At 66.3% G+C, this 15,086-nt stretch carries 15 protein-coding genes; 8 read left to right on the top strand and 7 right to left on the bottom strand.

Annotated features, from left to right (window positions below; all coding sequences use genetic code 11):
- Positions 1 to 168: 168 nt before the first annotated feature.
- Together ABD301_RS28305 and ABD301_RS28300 are read right to left on the bottom strand one after the other, a co-directional pair.
- A complete protein-coding gene (locus ABD301_RS28305; protein ID WP_344313419.1) occupies positions 169 to 1,410 on the bottom strand; it encodes an HNH endonuclease in 1,242 nt (413 codons plus the stop codon).
- 244 nt (positions 1,411 to 1,654) lie between these two features.
- On the bottom strand, positions 1,655 to 2,902 hold the full coding sequence (locus tag ABD301_RS28300) for a hypothetical protein (protein WP_344313418.1): 1,248 nt from the start codon (positions 2,900 to 2,902) through the stop codon (positions 1,655 to 1,657).
- 135 nt (positions 2,903 to 3,037) lie between these two features.
- Between ABD301_RS28300 and ABD301_RS28295 the strand changes: the two genes are divergently transcribed.
- The 3 genes from ABD301_RS28295 (at position 3,038) to ABD301_RS28285 (ending at position 4,520) form a co-directional block, all read left to right on the top strand.
- Positions 3,038 to 3,295: a hypothetical protein gene (locus ABD301_RS28295; protein WP_344313417.1), complete on the top strand. Its 258-nt coding sequence runs from the start codon at positions 3,038 to 3,040 to the stop codon at positions 3,293 to 3,295.
- Between the two features lie 305 nt (positions 3,296 to 3,600).
- A complete protein-coding gene (locus tag ABD301_RS28290; RefSeq protein ID WP_163571649.1) occupies positions 3,601 to 4,044 on the top strand; it encodes a hypothetical protein in 444 nt (147 codons plus the stop codon).
- Positions 4,045 to 4,151: 107 nt separating this feature from the next.
- The gene (locus ABD301_RS28285; RefSeq protein ID WP_344313416.1) at positions 4,152 to 4,520 is read left to right on the top strand and encodes a hypothetical protein; all 369 of its coding nucleotides are present in this window, start codon (positions 4,152 to 4,154) and stop codon (positions 4,518 to 4,520) included.
- Here ABD301_RS28285 and ABD301_RS28280 read toward each other — a convergent pair.
- Both ABD301_RS28280 and ABD301_RS28275 read right to left on the bottom strand, forming a co-directional pair.
- Complete coding sequence (locus tag ABD301_RS28280) at positions 4,517 to 5,326, bottom strand: GNAT family N-acetyltransferase (RefSeq protein WP_163571651.1); 810 nt, start codon at positions 5,324 to 5,326, stop codon at positions 4,517 to 4,519. The two genes, ABD301_RS28285 and ABD301_RS28280, sit on opposite strands and share 4 nt — an antisense overlap.
- A 40-nt stretch (positions 5,327 to 5,366) precedes the next feature.
- Positions 5,367 to 5,615 carry a hypothetical protein gene (locus tag ABD301_RS28275; protein ID WP_163571652.1) on the bottom strand — a complete coding sequence of 83 codons (249 nt, stop codon included), beginning with the start codon at positions 5,613 to 5,615 and terminating at the stop codon, positions 5,367 to 5,369.
- A 33-nt stretch (positions 5,616 to 5,648) separates the two neighbouring features.
- On the opposite strand from ABD301_RS28275, the gene ABD301_RS28270 reads away from it, so the two are divergent.
- From ABD301_RS28270 to ABD301_RS28250, 5 genes are all read left to right on the top strand, one after another.
- Complete coding sequence (locus ABD301_RS28270) at positions 5,649 to 8,264, top strand: valine--tRNA ligase (RefSeq protein ID WP_344313415.1); 2,616 nt, start codon at positions 5,649 to 5,651, stop codon at positions 8,262 to 8,264.
- Positions 8,261 to 9,637, top strand: a complete 1,377-nt coding sequence (locus ABD301_RS28265) for a bifunctional folylpolyglutamate synthase/dihydrofolate synthase (protein ID WP_344313414.1) — start codon at positions 8,261 to 8,263, stop codon at positions 9,635 to 9,637. Before ABD301_RS28270 ends, ABD301_RS28265 begins: the two co-directional genes overlap by 4 nt.
- The gene (locus tag ABD301_RS28260) at positions 9,634 to 10,017 is read left to right on the top strand and encodes a DUF4233 domain-containing protein (protein ID WP_163571653.1); all 384 of its coding nucleotides are present in this window, start codon (positions 9,634 to 9,636) and stop codon (positions 10,015 to 10,017) included. Before ABD301_RS28265 ends, ABD301_RS28260 begins: the two co-directional genes overlap by 4 nt.
- 262 nt (positions 10,018 to 10,279) lie before the next feature.
- Complete coding sequence (gene ndk / locus ABD301_RS28255) at positions 10,280 to 10,690, top strand: nucleoside-diphosphate kinase (protein WP_344313413.1); 411 nt, start codon at positions 10,280 to 10,282, stop codon at positions 10,688 to 10,690.
- A gap of 118 nt (positions 10,691 to 10,808) precedes the next feature.
- Entirely contained in the window at positions 10,809 to 11,333 is a 525-nt protein-coding gene (locus ABD301_RS28250) for a hypothetical protein (RefSeq protein WP_344313412.1), read from the top strand.
- Between the two features lie 223 nt (positions 11,334 to 11,556).
- On the opposite strand, the gene ABD301_RS28245 is transcribed toward ABD301_RS28250, so the two are convergent.
- Genes ABD301_RS28245 through ABD301_RS28235 form a run of 3 tightly spaced genes read right to left on the bottom strand, consistent with a single transcriptional unit; the run spans position 11,557 to position 15,026 of the window.
- A complete protein-coding gene (locus tag ABD301_RS28245; protein WP_163571655.1) occupies positions 11,557 to 12,399 on the bottom strand; it encodes a transglutaminase family protein in 843 nt (280 codons plus the stop codon).
- On the bottom strand, positions 12,396 to 13,355 hold the full coding sequence (locus tag ABD301_RS28240) for an alpha-E domain-containing protein (RefSeq protein WP_163571656.1): 960 nt from the start codon (positions 13,353 to 13,355) through the stop codon (positions 12,396 to 12,398). The genes ABD301_RS28245 and ABD301_RS28240 overlap by 4 nt, the downstream gene beginning before the upstream one ends.
- 9 nt (positions 13,356 to 13,364) lie before the next feature.
- A complete protein-coding gene (locus ABD301_RS28235) occupies positions 13,365 to 15,026 on the bottom strand; it encodes a circularly permuted type 2 ATP-grasp protein (RefSeq protein WP_163571657.1) in 1,662 nt (553 codons plus the stop codon).
- Positions 15,027 to 15,086: the final 60 nt, after the last annotated feature.

The following is a 15,086-nucleotide window of genomic DNA, read 5'->3' as shown; positions in this document are numbered from 1 at the left end:
CAAGGGGCTCCATCGAATGACAAGAATTGAGGGGCGACGCTCAGGGGGCGGTACCCGCGGTTGGCGACATCGGCATGGTCGACGACGTCGTGATCTCCGCGCATGAGCACGTCCGGGCAGGGTTGTGGGCCGCCGGGCGTGGTGGTGCCCGGCGGCCGGGTGGTTTGTTTATGCGGCGAGTTGGTTGATTCCGCGGATGGGTCTTCGTTCAGGGTCCCGGTACGCGGGTGGGATGAATTCGACGATTCCGTCGATGATGCGTACTTCCCAGTCGCTATGATGGATCAGTCGATGGCAGGCATCACACAGGAGCACGCAGTTTTCCAGGCAAGTATCGCCACCATCGGCCCAGTGAGTGACGTGATGGCCACGGCACCAGCGAGGTGGTCGACCGCACCTGGCGCAGCCTTTATCCCGCGCTATGAGTGCTTTTCGTAGGTGCGCGGGAATGAGTCGTTCGGTGCGGGCAACATTGAGCGGTACGCTGTTCCTGCCCAGAAGCATCGGGGTGATGTCCGCGTCGCAGGCGAGCCTGCGGCCGGATTCTGGAGAGATAGCGATGCCGGTGTGCGCGTACGCGACACCGAGACGTTCCCGGAGCAGTTCCCAGTCCAGGGTAATAGTGAGGTGAGGCCGCTCCTGCCCTTGGACGGGGAGTTTCCCGGAGTCCGCAACAAGATTAAGCGCCTCGGCGAGCGCGTCGCCGTTGCGTTGGGAGACTGACCGCTCATCTCGGTGGCCGTCTTGGGTGGGGTGGGGTTTGGCCAGTGGGCTGAGGATTTCGGTGAGCAGGGTGCCCGTTTCGCCGTCGAAGGAGCCCCGGAAATTCAACCGCCCATCACGACCGGTGTGTAGGGACAGTTCGCGGCGCGGTTTCTCGTTCTCCCGTTCGGGCGGTGCTGGGCCGTCGGGGTCGAGGTGGTCGTGGATGCGTTGGCCAAGTTCGACGAGGCGGCGGGCGGGGTGATGTTTCGCGTGTTCCACCAGGGAAGCCTCGGCACCTTCGCGTTCTTCGATGTTCACCCTGGCGGGGAGCCTGTTCACGATCCCCAGAATCGTGTCGATGTGGGAATCCGCGAGTTCACCTCTGCGCATAGCGTCACTGACAAGACCAAGTTTGGGTACGAGGGTTTCACCGGTGAGTGCTTGGCTGCTGCACAGGTTCAACGCCCGTTTCAGGCGACGACCAGCCTCGGTCGGGGACAGCAGGAGGTTATCTTGCAGTAGCCTCATGGTGTTGTCATGCCCGAGTGCCTTACCGACCCGGTTCCGATGAATCGCCGCGACAATATCCAACGCCCGCGCCTGCCGCCGCCGAATGTCCTGCTCGGCTGCACGCAGCAAATCGACCAACTGCCGGGGTTTACACATCCAGAGCTCTGGATCTGCGACTTCATCGCCGGCGGCCATGACACCACTCTACCGCCATCACCGTCAAAAAGATCGAGTTCGTACGATCGGAACGTACTCATTTCTCAATCACATCAGCAAAACACGGAGCGCGCGCGTTCAAGCCCTAAGCACTTTGGTGAGAATGGTGCCAGAACCCGGCTGCGAGCGGGCGTTGATCCTCAGACGATTCAGGTAACGCCGGATGTCGGCCGGTCGACGCTCTACGAGTGGTACACGATCTACCAGTACGGTGATGGGCCGGTTATGAAGAGATTTCCAGGGTGTTTTCGACGCCACCCAAGGTGACCGCGACGGTGGCGGGCAGCGGACCCGTGAGGAGCAGGAAGTAGGCGGCGGAGGCGGCGGCTTCGGGAGGGAATCCCGGCGGAGTGTGGACCTTGAGGATGGCGTCGTTTTCGCGCGTACGTACGAAACAGACGTCGTCGTCGATCAGCGCGGCGAGATAGCAGCCGGGGTGATGAACAAGCAGATCGGCCAGGATGTCCGGCGTGCTTCCCTCGACCTCGCCGGCGCGTCGGAAGACCACTTCGGCGTTGCCGAGCAGTGAACGGACCGGATGCTCGGCGTGACAACACAAATGTGCGCCAGCTGGCGGCGCCGACAGTGGCAGTCCACTGTAGACGTCGGCGGGCCGGCGGGTCAGCCCTACGACAGAGCCCGCCGCTGAGCCGCTGACAAAGGTGGCTGCGATGTCCGGCCTTGTCAATATACCGGGAAAGTCGGCTGGAAGAATCCGTACGGGCGGCTCGTGGTTTGGCTCCGGCAAGGCCATCAGCCGGTAGAAAAGGGCACGCAGGCGTACGAGCGCGGCGCCGGGCTCGGACGTGATCAGATCGCTGACGTCTTTCCATTGCCCTGGCCGGAACTCGTCTATCGCGCGGTCGATCTGGGCGTCCAGCGGCAGCGTCCGGTCGAGTCGGGGAGCGGACCGCCCGAGCAGGTCGACGGGTGAGCCGCCGGCCACGTCCGCGACCGGGAACGCGGCCAGCAGGATCGGCTTGTCGAGTGCGGTCGCATATGTGGTCACTGCGCCGTGATCGCCGATCACGCAGTCCGCCGCGATCAACGCGGCCCGCCATCCTTCCTGTGGCGGGACCAAAATCAGCCCGGCTCGCTGACAGTCGGCCAGCCAACTGTGCACCTGCCAGCCGCCGTGTCCGTACCAGAGATGCGGGTGCAGGGCGGCGGCCACCCGATAGTTGTCCAGCGGCAGGTCCGCCATCACCTGCCGGAAAAGATCAGGCCAGGTCCCGAAAAGCGAGTGCTGCCACCAAGTAGACGAGAGCAGAACGAGCCGCTGGTGTGGACGTACGCCCAACGCTTTACGGTATCTGCTGCGATATTCGGCGCTCGCCGCGATCCGGTCGTGGCACGGATCGCCGATGACGGTGGCCACGTCGACGGCTTGCGGGACGGCATCGGCCAGTCGCTGGAGTTGTTCCCGATGGGAAAGGCCAACGGCGGCTGCGAAGACCTGTCCGTCGTGCAAAAGCCACTGCGGCGACAGCCCATAAGTCGCCCTAGGGACCCGGGACCCGGGACCCGGGACCCGGGACCCGGGACCCGGGACCCGGCCGTATTCTTAGTATATCCTATACCATGTGAGAGCAGGACAAGTGGGGCATTGATTTCGTGCAGGCTGCCGCTGTGCGCGGCCGCGATCGCGAGGTCGAACTCGGTCTGCAGTGCTTGCGCCCAGGGAATTGTCGCGGCGCCGAGAGCGGCCAGCACCTCGGCCACTCCGGCCCGTACGGCAGAGGTGCCCGGAGTGGTGAAAACCACCTGGATCCGCAGGTCGGCGTCGAAAACCGGCAGCACGTCCGCAAGCCGCGTCGCCGCGGTCACGGTGTGGACGATCACCAGCACGGTCCGTGCTGGCTGAATCGTCCGCCAGCGGGGCGCCTGGAGCCCGACCGGCACCTTCTCCCAGGTGTGGTCGGCGGGCACGGTCGCGGGCCTTTCTGCTGGACGAGGTCGATTCCACCCGAAGGGCGTCTGGAACCTGTGGCGGCCGATAGTCGAGCCCAAACGCCGCCTACCGGCACCGGTCGATGACCCACCATAGCTTTGCTATTTGGGTCATCACCCGGCACCGGTAGGACGACGTGTGGATCTCGACTTTCAACCACCACAGGTTCCAGACGCCCTAACCGCCAGCCGGCCGCGACCGCCGGTACGGTGCGTCACATGGAAATCTGGGTGGCCGTGGTGACCGGTGTGGTGGCCCTGCTGGCGGCTTTCGTCGGTGTGATCGGCACCCTGGTCGGCGCGCTGGTCGCCGATCGTGGCGCCCGCCGGCGCGAGGAAGATGCCCGCAAGGAGCGCCGCAATGAGACCGTGCGGGAAATGTACGGCCGGTTCCTCAGCGCGGCGGCACCTCTGGTCGCCGACCGCCGTGATCCGGACCGCGCGGCCACCGACGCGTTGCTGCTCGCCGCCACGGACTTCGATCTGCTGGTGCCGGCCGGGATGGCGAGCCAGGCCCGGCAGGCCGTCGCGGCCGCCGAACGCCTGGGACGGTTGCTGACCACTGAGGACCGCCAGTCACCGGCCGTCACCGAAGCGGTCGCCGACCTGCGTACGGCGGTGGACGTCATCCGCGACGCGATGCGCGCCGACCTTGCGTCCTAACGTCGGCTGTGGAGGCCGATAGGCTGCCCAACCGGCAGGAATTCGCTGCCTGAGTCGCCGTCCCGCTCGGCATGTCACCAGCTGGTTCGGCGTCGTCCACTTGGGCTATGTCAGAAACAGTGCTGAGTGCCCGGCGCCGAGTGCGCGGCATTGACGTGGTGTGCGCGATCGCGATGGCCATAGTGGTGGTGCCGATCGCTCTCTCTCCGGTGTTGTCCATCCTGCCCATTTCTGGTTTGCCAACGGGTCTCAGCAGAGGAATCGTGACTGTCGCGCCGATTGTCACGACGATTCTGCTGGGCCTCGCGATCGCGGGCGCAGCCGTGCGCCGGTTGCCTGGCACCGTCCGCGGCGGAAGCGTCGGCGTCCTGATCGGCATTCTGTTCAGTGTTCTGCTCGCCGGCGCCGCCTTTGCGGCTGTGCCGGTCTTCTTGGTCCTCTGGGTGATTGGCCGGACCTTGGTCGGGCTCCACTAGTGGAGAGTCCACTCGCCGGAGTCGGCGACCGGGTAGTAGCCGACCTCCTGGTAGATGTGGTTGCTCGTCGGGTTGGCGAGGTCGGTGAACAGGCAGCAGGCAGTCGCGCCGGCGGCCAGGGTGTCGGCCGAGACAGCGGCGACCAGGGCGCCGGCGTACCCGTGGCGGCGGTGCGCTGGCGGGGTGTAGACGAACCCGACGCGGACGACGCCACCGGACGCGTCCGTACGGGATGCGCTTGCCACCGGCTCGCCGTCGACCTCCCAGAGCCAGATCAGGCCCTGGCCGATGCGGCGGCGCAGGTTGGCCGCGCCCAGACTGTGACTGCCCAGCGCAGCGGCGAAAGCGGCCTGCCAGGTGACTGCCAGCTCGGTGTCCGCTTCGGTGGCGAGCCGGGCGCGACCTGGTACGCCGGTTGGCGGCTTGACTGCGTCCAGCTGGTAGAGGCGCATGCCCCGGGCCAGGGTCGCCGGTCCCCAGGCGGCGATGAACGGCTCGGCGGAGGTGGTGAGGCTGCTCAGCATGTCGATGTCGAAGGAGCGGCAGTAGTCGGCGACGGCGGCGGCAGCGGCCGGAGACATCGTCGACAAGCCGAGCGGATGAGGTGGCGTACGTATGGCGACGCCGGCAAGCGAACCGTCGTCGTCCAGTACGCGCAGCCATAATGGATCGCCGTCGACCACATAGCCACCGGCGGCGCCGGCGATCACCGAGGACAGGACCGTGTTCCGGACCGGGTCTTGCTTGAGCCAGCCCAGCACGGCAGCGGCGAAAGCCCTGACATCGTCATCCCGTACGCAGCGCATAACCCAGGATCGCTAACGGGTGCTTCCGAACGCCACTGATTTAGTGATCCATCCGCACTGACCAGCTGGCACTGCCGGTGGAATGCGACGCCTGGTTCTGGTCGGGGGCACCGAGCCAGCTGACCAGCAGCCCGATCAGGGTGAACGTGAGGATCCCGCCGGCCACCAGGTAGAGCGCCCTGGTCATCCGGGACGGTCCGCGCAGGAACAACCGCCACGCCATCACGCCGATGGCGGCGATCAGCAGCAGCGCGATGACGCCGTTCTCCGTGGGGTAGATGCCCTGCATGATTGGCTCGCGGTTCTCCGTAGACTTGAGGGTGTGACAACCACGGCCGACACCAACGCTCGCACCGACCTCCCGCCACAGTATTCCCCCGCGGCGGTAGAAGGGCCCGCTTACGAGCGATGGGTAACAAACGGCTACTTCCACGCCGACGAGAAATCCGACCGCGAGCCGTACTGCATCGTCCTGCCGCCACCGAACGTGACCGGCAACCTGCACATTGGTCACGCCCTCGACCACACCCTGCAGGACGCCTTGATCCGGCGCCGCCGCATGCAGGGGTACGAGACGCTGTGGATGCCCGGCATGGACCACGCCGGCATCGCCACCCAGAACGTGGTCGAGAAGCAGCTCGCCGCGAAGGAGGGCAGGTCGCGGCACGACCTCGGCCGGGAGGACTTCGTCGCCCGGGTCTGGGAGTGGAAAGAGGAATACGGCGGCCGGATCCTCGGCCAGATGCGCCGGCTCGGCGACTCGGTCGACTGGGAACGCGAGCGCTTCACCATGGACGAGGGCCTGTCCCGGGCCGTCCTGACCATCTTCAAGAGGCTGTACGACGACGGCCTGATCTACCGCGCCGAGCGGATCATCAACTGGTGTCCGCGCTGCATGACCGCGCTGTCGGATATCGAGGTCGAGCACAGCGACGACGATGGTGAGCTCGTCTCCATCCGTTATGGCGAAGGCGAGAACTCGATCGTCGTCGCCACCACCCGGGTCGAGACCATGCTCGGTGACACCGCGGTGGCCGTCCATCCCGACGACGAGCGCTATGCGCACCTGGTCGGCACCGAGGTCGAGTTGCCGCTCACCGGCCGCCGGATCCCGATCGTCGCCGACACCCACGTCGACCCGGCTTTCGGCACGGGCGCGGTGAAAGTCACACCGGCGCACGACCCGAACGACTTCGAGATCGGCCAGCGGCACCAGTTGCCGGCGCTGTCCGTGATGGACGAGCGTGGCGTGGTCACCGCGAAGGGACCTTTTGAGGGCCTGGACCGATTTGAGGCGCGCCCCGCGGTGGTCGCCGCGCTGCGCGAAGAGGGCCGGATCGTCGCCGAGAAGCGGCCGTACGTACACGCCGTCGGGCATTGCTCGCGTTGTGGCACGGCCGTCGAGCCGCGGCTTTCCAAGCAGTGGTTCGTGAACACCACCCCGCTGGCGAAGGCGGCCGGCGCCGCCGTACGAGATGGCCGGGTGAAGATTCACCCGCAGTCGCTGGAAAAGCGGTATTTCGACTGGGTCGACAACATGCACGACTGGTGCATTTCGCGGCAGCTCTGGTGGGGCCACCGGATCCCGGTCTGGTACGGCCCGGATGGCGAAATGCGGTGTGTTGGCCCGGACGAAGATGCACCTGGCGACGGCTGGACGCAGGACGCCGATGTCCTGGACACCTGGTTTTCCTCTGGGCTGTGGCCGTTCTCGACGCTCGGTTGGCCGGACGAGACGGCCGCGCTGAAGAAGTTCTATCCGAACTCGGTGCTGGTCACCGGCTACGACATCCTGTTCTTCTGGGTCGCCCGGATGATGATGTTCGGCCTGTACGCGATGGACGGCGTGCCGCCTTTCGACCACATCGCCCTGCACGGCCTGGTCCGTGACCAGTTCGGCAAGAAGATGTCCAAGTCGCGCGGAAACGTCGTCGACCCGATGGAGTGGATCGAGGCGTACGGCGCGGACGCCCTGCGGTTTTCGCTGGCCCGCGGCGCGAACCCGGGCACCGATCAGGCGATCAGCGCGGACTGGGTGGGCGGCGCACGGAATTTCTGCAACAAGATCTGGAATGCCACCCGGTTCGCGATCGCCAACGGCGCGACTGTCGGCGAGATCCCGGCGGATCTGTCCACTGTGGACCGTTGGGTGTTGTCCCGGCTGCACCAGACGATCGCCGAGGTCGACGAGCTGCTGGAGGATTTCCAGTTCGGCAAGGCATCCGACGCGCTCTACCATTTCGCGTGGGACGAGGTCTGCGACTGGTATTTGGAGCTCGCCAAGCCGACCCTGCAGGCCGGCGGTCCGGCCGCGGACGCGACTCGCGCGGTGCTGGGGAACGTCCTGGACGTGTTGCTGCGGGTCCTGCATCCCATCACGCCGTTCGTGACCGAGGAGCTGTGGCGAGCGTTGACCGGCGGCGAGACGCTGATAACCGCCGCGTGGCCTTCGCCGGATCCGGAGAAATTTCGGGACGCCAAGGCCGAAGCGACCGTGCTGGCGCTGCAGGAGGTCGTCACCGAGGTCCGCCGGTTCCGCGCCGAGCAGGGCCTCAAGCCCGGCCAGCGGGTGCCGGCGCGGCTCGCCGGCATCGCCGACACCGACCTGGCCGAGCACGCTGGTTCGTTGCGGGCGCTGCTGCGGCTGACCGAGCCCGAGGACGGCTTCAGCGCGACCGCGGCTTTGCCCGTACACGGGCTGAAACTGGAGTTGGACCTGTCCGGCACCATTGACGTGGCGGCCGAGCGAGCCCGGCTGACCAAGGACCTGGCCGCCGCCGAGAAGGAAAAGCAACAGAACTCCGGAAAACTCGGTAATCCGGCGTTCACCGCGAAGGCACCCGAGGCAGTGGTGGCCAAGGTGCGGGAGCGGGTCGCGGTGGCCGAGGCCGACATCGCCCGGATCACCGCCGCGCTGAAGGGGCTGCCGTCGGCGTGAACGTCAACAAGAGACACCGCAACAACGCCGGCAACACTGCGAAAGCGTCCGAGCAGCTCGAGGAAGTGCTGGCCGCGCTGGAAAGTCGCGGTCAGGGCCGGATGGTGCCGGACCGGTCCCGGATCGTCGAGCTGCTGGATCTGCTCGGCAACCCACAAAAGGCGTATCCGTCCGTACATTTGACTGGTACGAACGGGAAAACGTCGACCGCGCGGATGATCGACTCGCTGCTGCGGGCGCAGGGCCTGCGAGTCGGCCGCTACACCAGCCCGCACCTGGACAGCCCAGCCGAGCGGATCAGCGTCGACGGCGAGCCGATTGACGACGAGCGGTTCGTCGCCGCGTACCAGGACGTCGCCCCGTACGTGGAGCTGATGGACGCCCGCAACGACCAGCCGGTCACGTATTTCGAGCTGATGACCGCGATGGCGTTCGCCGCCTTCGCGGACACGCCGGTGGATGTGGCGGTGGTCGAGGTCGGACTGGGCGGCACCTGGGACGCGACCAACGTGCTGGAGGCCGCGGTCGCGGTGATCACCCCGATCGGGCTCGACCACGTGGAGCTGCTCGGCCCGACGATCGCCGACATCGCCACCGAGAAGGCCGGCATCATCCATCCCGGCTCTACCGTGGTGGCCGCGATCCAGCCGGTCGAGGCGGTCGAGCCGCTGCTGCGCCGGGTCGCCGAGGTGGGCGCCAACCTCGCCCGCGAAGGCGAGGAATTCGGCGTCATGGAGCGGCAGATCGCGGTGGGGGGTCAGGTGCTGTGGCTGCAGGGTCTGGCCGCTCGGTATGAGGAGATGTTCCTGCCGTTGCAGGGGGCGCACCAGGCGCAGAACGCGGCGGTCGCGGTAGCCGCCGTCGAGGCGTTCCTCGGCGCCGGCGCGGACCGGCAGTTGGAGCTGGAGGCCGTCCGGGAAGGCCTCGCCGACGCCAGCTCGCCGGGCCGGCTGGAGCGCGTACGCAATAGTCCGACCGTGCTGTTGGACGCCGCCCACAACCCGGCCGGCATGCAGGTGTTGGTGGACGCTCTGCGCGAGGAGTTCGCCTTCAGCCGGCTGGTCGCGGTGGTGGCGATGCTCAGCGACAAGGACGCCACCGCGATGCTGGAAGTCCTTGAGCCGTACGTGGACGCCGTCGTCATCACCCAGAACAGCTCGCCGCGCGCGCTGCCGGCCGACGACCTGGCCGCGCTCGCCGTGCAGGTCTTCGACCGGGATCGGGTGGAGGTCGAGCTGCGCCTGGACGAGGCGATCGAGGCGGCCGTGCGCAGGGTGGACGAGAACCCGGACGCCGCTTTCGGCGGCCAGGGCGTCATCATCACCGGCTCGGTAGTGACCGTCGCCGACGCGCGCAGGTTGCTCAAGCGATGACTGAGACTCCCGAGGAGGAAGAACCGACGTCGGGCCTGCGTAACCCGCAGGCCGCCGCCCGTGGCGTCGGGTCGGCGACCCTGCTGCTGGAAGCGTTGGTCCTGCTGCTCGCGCTCGTACCGCTGACCAAACTCTCCGGTCACGTCTCCGGCCTCGAGATCGGCGTCCTGCTCGGCTTGATCGCTGTCTGCGTGCTGACCTGCGCCGTCCTTAAACGCTCCTGGGGCTGGCACCTCGGCACCGCGATCCAGGTCGCGATCATCCTGACCGGCTTCTTCAACTGGGCCCTGCTGGTGCTCGGCCTGGTCTTCCTTGCCATCTGGGCTTACGTCCTACACGTCCGCCGCACTGTCCTACGCCCCGCCCACTTCGACCACTAAGTGGGACCAGGCGCCGTTTTGTCGGTGCATCCGTCACCGTCCATGGTTTCCGTTGTTGATCTTGGTTAGTTGGTCTACCTGAAGCGGACATATCGGGTGAGTGTCCGTTTTGGGTAGACCAACTAACCAAGATCAACACATCGACTTTTCCACTCGCTCGGAGATGTCGTCGCGTCCACTGCGACCGGTGCCTGCGGCGAGCAGCTGCCGCCGCCGATAGAGTGCTGGGGACTCAAGTGGGCATGAAAGACAGGAGATAAAGGTGTCGGAGCGTACGCTCGTGCTGCTGAAGCCAGACGCGGTGCGCCGCGGGCTGGTGGGGGAGATCCTCGGCCGGTTCGAGCGCAAGGGCCTGACCATCGAGGCGCTGGAGCTTCGTACGCTGGACGGGGAAACCGCCGACCAGCACTACGCCGAGCACGTGGAGAAGGCGTTTTACCCGCCATTGCGGGAGTTCATCACCTCCGGTCCGCTGATCGCGACCGTGTTGTCGGGCGACACCGCCATCGAGGTCGTACGCGCTCTGATTGGCAGCACCGACGGGCGCAAGGCCGCCGGCGGTACGATCCGTGGCGATTTGTCCTTGTCGAACCGGGAAAACCTGGTGCACGCATCGGATTCCGCGGACTCCGCGGCTCGGGAGATCAAGCATTTCTTTCCCGAACTGGGCTGACGCGTAACGCCGTGGCGCGTTTTGGGGATGTTCTTCGTTGCACCGTCTTCGTACAGTCTTCTTCGACGGCAGCAGAGTCAGCGGCACGCAGTGGTGTCGCGCACGAGAGGAACACATCATGAGCGACGACTACTCGACCAACGTCGATATCGATGGCGACGGTCATTACGACCACGTCGACTACACCGAGAACTCGGACGGCAGCGTCACGATCACCGGCGACGCCAACCACGACGGCAAGGTCGATTTCGTCGCCCACGACTACAACCACGACGGCATCGTCGACGACGCCAAATACGACACGAACCACGACGGCACGTACGACCAGTACTGGAAGGACACCAACGGCGACGGTTACCTCGACCGGGTCAGCGGTGACGGCAACCAGGACGGTCACACCGACTACAAGGGTGAAGACGCGAACGAGGACGGCAAGATCGACCACGTCACGAGCGACACCAACTATGACGGCAAGTACGACACGTATCAGCAGGACACGAACTACGACGGCAAGTTCGACTACACGCAGCACGACACGAACGAGGACGGCAAGGTCGACACCGTCAACTACGACAGCAACCACGACGGGCACTACGACACCACGTACACGCCCGAGGGCAACGTCCCCCTCCACAACGTCTAGGGCGTGTCTCCAAATCCCAGGTGGATGAGGGTCGAGATCCACACGTCGTCCTGCGGGTGCCGGGCGGTCGCCTTCATACCTGGTTGTATGGGGGTGATCGACCGGTGCTCGCAGGCGGCGTGTGGGCTCGGCCCTCGCCGCCTGGGGTTTGGAGACACGCCCTAGTACTACAGCCCTGTAGTACTAGCAACAAAGACGGCAGGCACGGCCGCCATAAACACGGTTAGCCGAGGCGGGTGACCTCGACGGTAACCTCGAGGGCGGCCGCGTCGCCGCCGGAGTAGATGCCCTTCAGTGGCGCCACGTCGGCGTAGTCGCGGCCAAGGGCCACCCAGATGTGCCTGGGCCCGATGGGGATGTCGTTGGTCGGGTCGTAGCCCCACCAACCGCCGGTCCACGCCTCGATCCAGGCGTGACTCTCGCCGCGTACGGTCTCCCGCAGCGCCGCGTTCGGCTTGGTGTGCAGATAACCCGAAACATACCGCGCTGGGATGCCCATGGTCCGCAGCAGGACGAGCGTGAGGTGCGCGAAGTCCTGGCAGACGCCCTCCCGGGCCTGCCACGCGTCGGTGGCGGTGCTGTGCACCCCCGTCGCCCCGGACCGGTACGCGAGCTGCTCGTGCACCCAGCGAGAGGCCTCCAGCACCGCTTCGTCCGGCCGCCGGCCGCGCCGCAGGTCGCGGGCGATCGCCGCCAGTTCGCGGTCCCTCGGGGTGTACGCGGTCGGCTCCAGCAGCTCGGTGTAGCGGTCCAGCACGTCCGGGGCCCGCAGGTCCGGCCAGCCGGCCTTGTCGATCGGCTCCGCTTCGGTACCCGTCTCGACCACCGACGACGACACGACAGTCAGCTGCTTGTGCGGCGCGTGCAGGTCGAAGGTGGTCACCTCGGTGCCCCAGTAGTCGACATACCGGTACGACCGGGTGGCCGGCGAGGTCTCGACGCGGGTGACGACGACGTTCTGCCGCCGGTCGCTGCGCGGGGTCAGCCGGGCCTCGTTGTACGACTGGGTGACCGGCGCCTCGTACTGGTAGCCGGTGGTGTGTACGACCCTGATCCGCCAGCTCACCGCTGCACCTCACTGTTCAGCTGGGCGTTGGTCCAAGCCACCCAGGGCGCGGTGTGGAAATACTGCAACGACACCGCTTCACCGACTTCGCGTACGCATTCCTGCAACGTCCCGAGCCGGCTCGGCAGGTCGTCGAGCAGGTCGTCCGGGCGCAGGAATTCCAGGTCGCTGCGCGCTTTTCCGAGCAACCGAAGCGCCTCCGCGCGGGCTCCGACGCGTACGCTCGGCTGGTTGTCCAGCTGTTCCAGGCACGACTCGGCCTGCCGTAACGCGTGGAAGACAGACCGCGGGAAGAGCCTGTCCAGCAACAAAAACTGGACGACCCGGCCGGCGTCCAGGGTGCCTCGGTACGTACGAAGGAAAGTGTCCTGCGCGCCGGCCGATCGCAGCACGGTGACCCAACCGGGGGAAGAGGCGCGGTCGCCGACCCTGGACAGCAGCAGTCGTACGATCATGTCGACGCGTTCGACCGAGCGGCCAAGGACCAGGAACCGCCAGCCGTCGTCGCGGCTCATCGTGGAGTCCGCCAGCCCGGCGAACATCGCCGCTCTTTCCTCGACGAAGCTGAAAAACGCATGTGGACCGACCCGGCGGGCATAGCGCTGCCGGTCCGGGATCGCGTTCCACATCGCGTTGAGGCATTCCCACATCTGCGCCGAAACGACCTCGCGCGCGCCCCTGGTGTTTTCCCGCGCGCTGGTCACCGACGAGACGATCGAGCCGGCCTGGTCTTTTGAATACGCCACCAGTTCGGTCAAGGACCACACATCGAAGGTCGCGCCGGCCGGGCCTTCGATGCCCAACACGCTGAGCAGCCTGCGGCTGGTGGTGTCCGGGTTGACGGTGGCGTCCTCTAGCAGTTGGTGCACGGAGACGTCCAGGATCCGGGCGGTGTCGTCGGCTCTTTCGACGTACCGGCCGATCCAGTAGAGCGATTCGGCGTTGCGGGCCAGCATCTCGTCCCCCTACTGCTGCTGTTGTTGTTGCTGTTGGGACGAAGTCAGCTCGGGTCCCTGTTCGGTCTCGACCCGGCCGACAATGTCGGTCAGGCTGGAAACCTCGGCGAGTCCCGGCTCGGCGAGCTCACGCTCCACAGTGGACGATCGGGGTGCCAGCACCCAGGTGTCCTTGGAGCCGCCACCCTGCGAGGAATTGACTACCAGACTGCCCTTGGGCAGCGCCACCCTGGTCAGTCCGCCGGGCAACACAAAAACTGACTTTCCGTCATTCACGGCAAAGGGGCGCAGGTCGACGTGCCGCGGCACCAGTCGGTCGGCCACCTTGGTCGGTACGGTCGAGAGCTGCACCACCGGCTGGGCGATCCAGCCGCGCGGGTGGTTGCGGATTTTCCTTTTGAGGGTGGCAAGTTCGGCCGCGGTGGCGGAGGGGCCAAAGACGATCCCGTAGCCGCCGGAGCCCTCGACCGGTTTGACCACCAGCTCGTCGATGTGGTCCAGGACGTACGTGCGTTCCTCCGGCAGCCAGCAGCGGAAGGTGTCCACATTGGGCAGGAGTGGCTTCTCGTTGAGGTAGAACTTCAGGATTTCCGGCAGATAAGTATAAATGAGCTTGTCGTCGCCGACGCCGTTGCCGAGCGCGTTCGCGATTACCACGTTGCCGGCCCGGGCCGCGTTGACCACGCCGGCCACCCCGAGCACCGAGTCCGGCCGAAAATGCAGCGGATCCAGGTAGTCGTCGTCGATTCGGCGGTAGATCACGTCCACCTGGCGTTCGCCCTCGGTCGTACGGATATAAACCACGTTGTCCCGTACGAAAAGATCGCGGCCCTCGACCAGTTCGACACCCATTTGCCTGGCCAACAATGAATGCTCGAAATATGCCGAGTTGTGCACTCCAGGCGTGAGTACGACGACATTCGGGTCGGCCGCATTCGGCGCCGCCGCGGCGCGCAATGCCCTCGACAAGTGCGCGCCATAGTCGGCGACCGCCCGGACCCGGTGCCGGGCGAACAGGTCCGGGAACACCCGGGCCATCGTCCGGCGGTTCTCCATCACGTACGAGACACCGCTCGGGCACCGCAGATTGTCTTCCAGTACCCGGAAAGTGCCTTGCTCGTCACGTACCAGGTCAATGCCTGCCACGTGGATGCGTACACCGTTCGGCGGGCTGAAGTTGGCCGCCTCGCGGTGAAAATGCGAGCAGGAAGTGATCAGTCTGCGCGGCAGCACGCCGTCCCGGAGGATCTCGGCGTCGCCGTAGATGTCGGCGAGAAACATCTCCAGCGCCTTGACCCGCTGGATGATGCCGCGCTCGAGTTTGGACCATTCGGCCGCGGTGATGACCCGGGGGATGAGGTCGAGCGGGAAGGGGCGTTCCTGCCCGGAGAGCGAGAACGTGATGCCTTGGTCGACGAACGCGCGGCCAAGTGCTTCGGCGCGGGCTCCGAGGTCGGCGACCTCGGAGGGCGCGAGGGCTTCGTAGAGGGTCTTGTACGCGGAGCGGACGCTGTCCTGGTCGGCGAACATCTCGTCGTACGCGTCGGCGTGCGGGCGGTTGGGGTCCAGGTAGCCGGCGAACAGCTCGCTGGGCGGTGCGCCGTTCAGCGACGGCGTACCAGCCCGTTGCGCCTGTGCCGCTGTCCGCGTCGGCCGGGGAGATGGCGTCATCCCCGCATCTTGTACTAGACACCCCGTTCCGCGCACGGGTGTCCGTCTGAGACACACCCT

This window comes from Fodinicola feengrottensis (genome assembly GCF_039530045.1).
Classification (GTDB): domain Bacteria; phylum Actinomycetota; class Actinomycetes; order Mycobacteriales; family HKI-0501; genus Fodinicola; species Fodinicola feengrottensis.
The sequence above is the reverse complement of the archived record's forward strand: the minus strand, read 5'-3'. Positions and strand labels throughout refer to the sequence as shown.

Excerpts from the sequence above, each read along its gene's own strand:
- ABD301_RS28275 (WP_163571652.1), bottom strand. The coding sequence starts at position 5,615 with ATGCAGGGCATCTACCCCACGGAGAACGGCGTCATCGCGCTGCTGCTG.
- ABD301_RS28240 (WP_163571656.1), bottom strand. The coding sequence starts at position 13,355 with ATGCTGGCCCGCAACGCCGAATCGCTCTACTGGATCGGCCGGTACGTC.
- ABD301_RS28290 (WP_163571649.1), top strand. The coding sequence starts at position 3,601 with ATGGAAATCTGGGTGGCCGTGGTGACCGGTGTGGTGGCCCTGCTGGCG.
- ABD301_RS28235 (WP_163571657.1), bottom strand. The coding sequence starts at position 15,026 with ATGACGCCATCTCCCCGGCCGACGCGGACAGCGGCACAGGCGCAACGG.
- ABD301_RS28280 (WP_163571651.1), bottom strand. The coding sequence starts at position 5,326 with ATGCGCTGCGTACGGGATGACGATGTCAGGGCTTTCGCCGCTGCCGTG.
- ABD301_RS28250 (WP_344313412.1), top strand. The coding sequence starts at position 10,809 with ATGAGCGACGACTACTCGACCAACGTCGATATCGATGGCGACGGTCAT.
- ABD301_RS28260 (WP_163571653.1), top strand. The coding sequence starts at position 9,634 with ATGACTGAGACTCCCGAGGAGGAAGAACCGACGTCGGGCCTGCGTAAC.
- ABD301_RS28285 (WP_344313416.1), top strand. The coding sequence starts at position 4,152 with ATGTCAGAAACAGTGCTGAGTGCCCGGCGCCGAGTGCGCGGCATTGAC.
- ABD301_RS28305 (WP_344313419.1), bottom strand. The coding sequence starts at position 1,410 with ATGGCCGCCGGCGATGAAGTCGCAGATCCAGAGCTCTGGATGTGTAAA.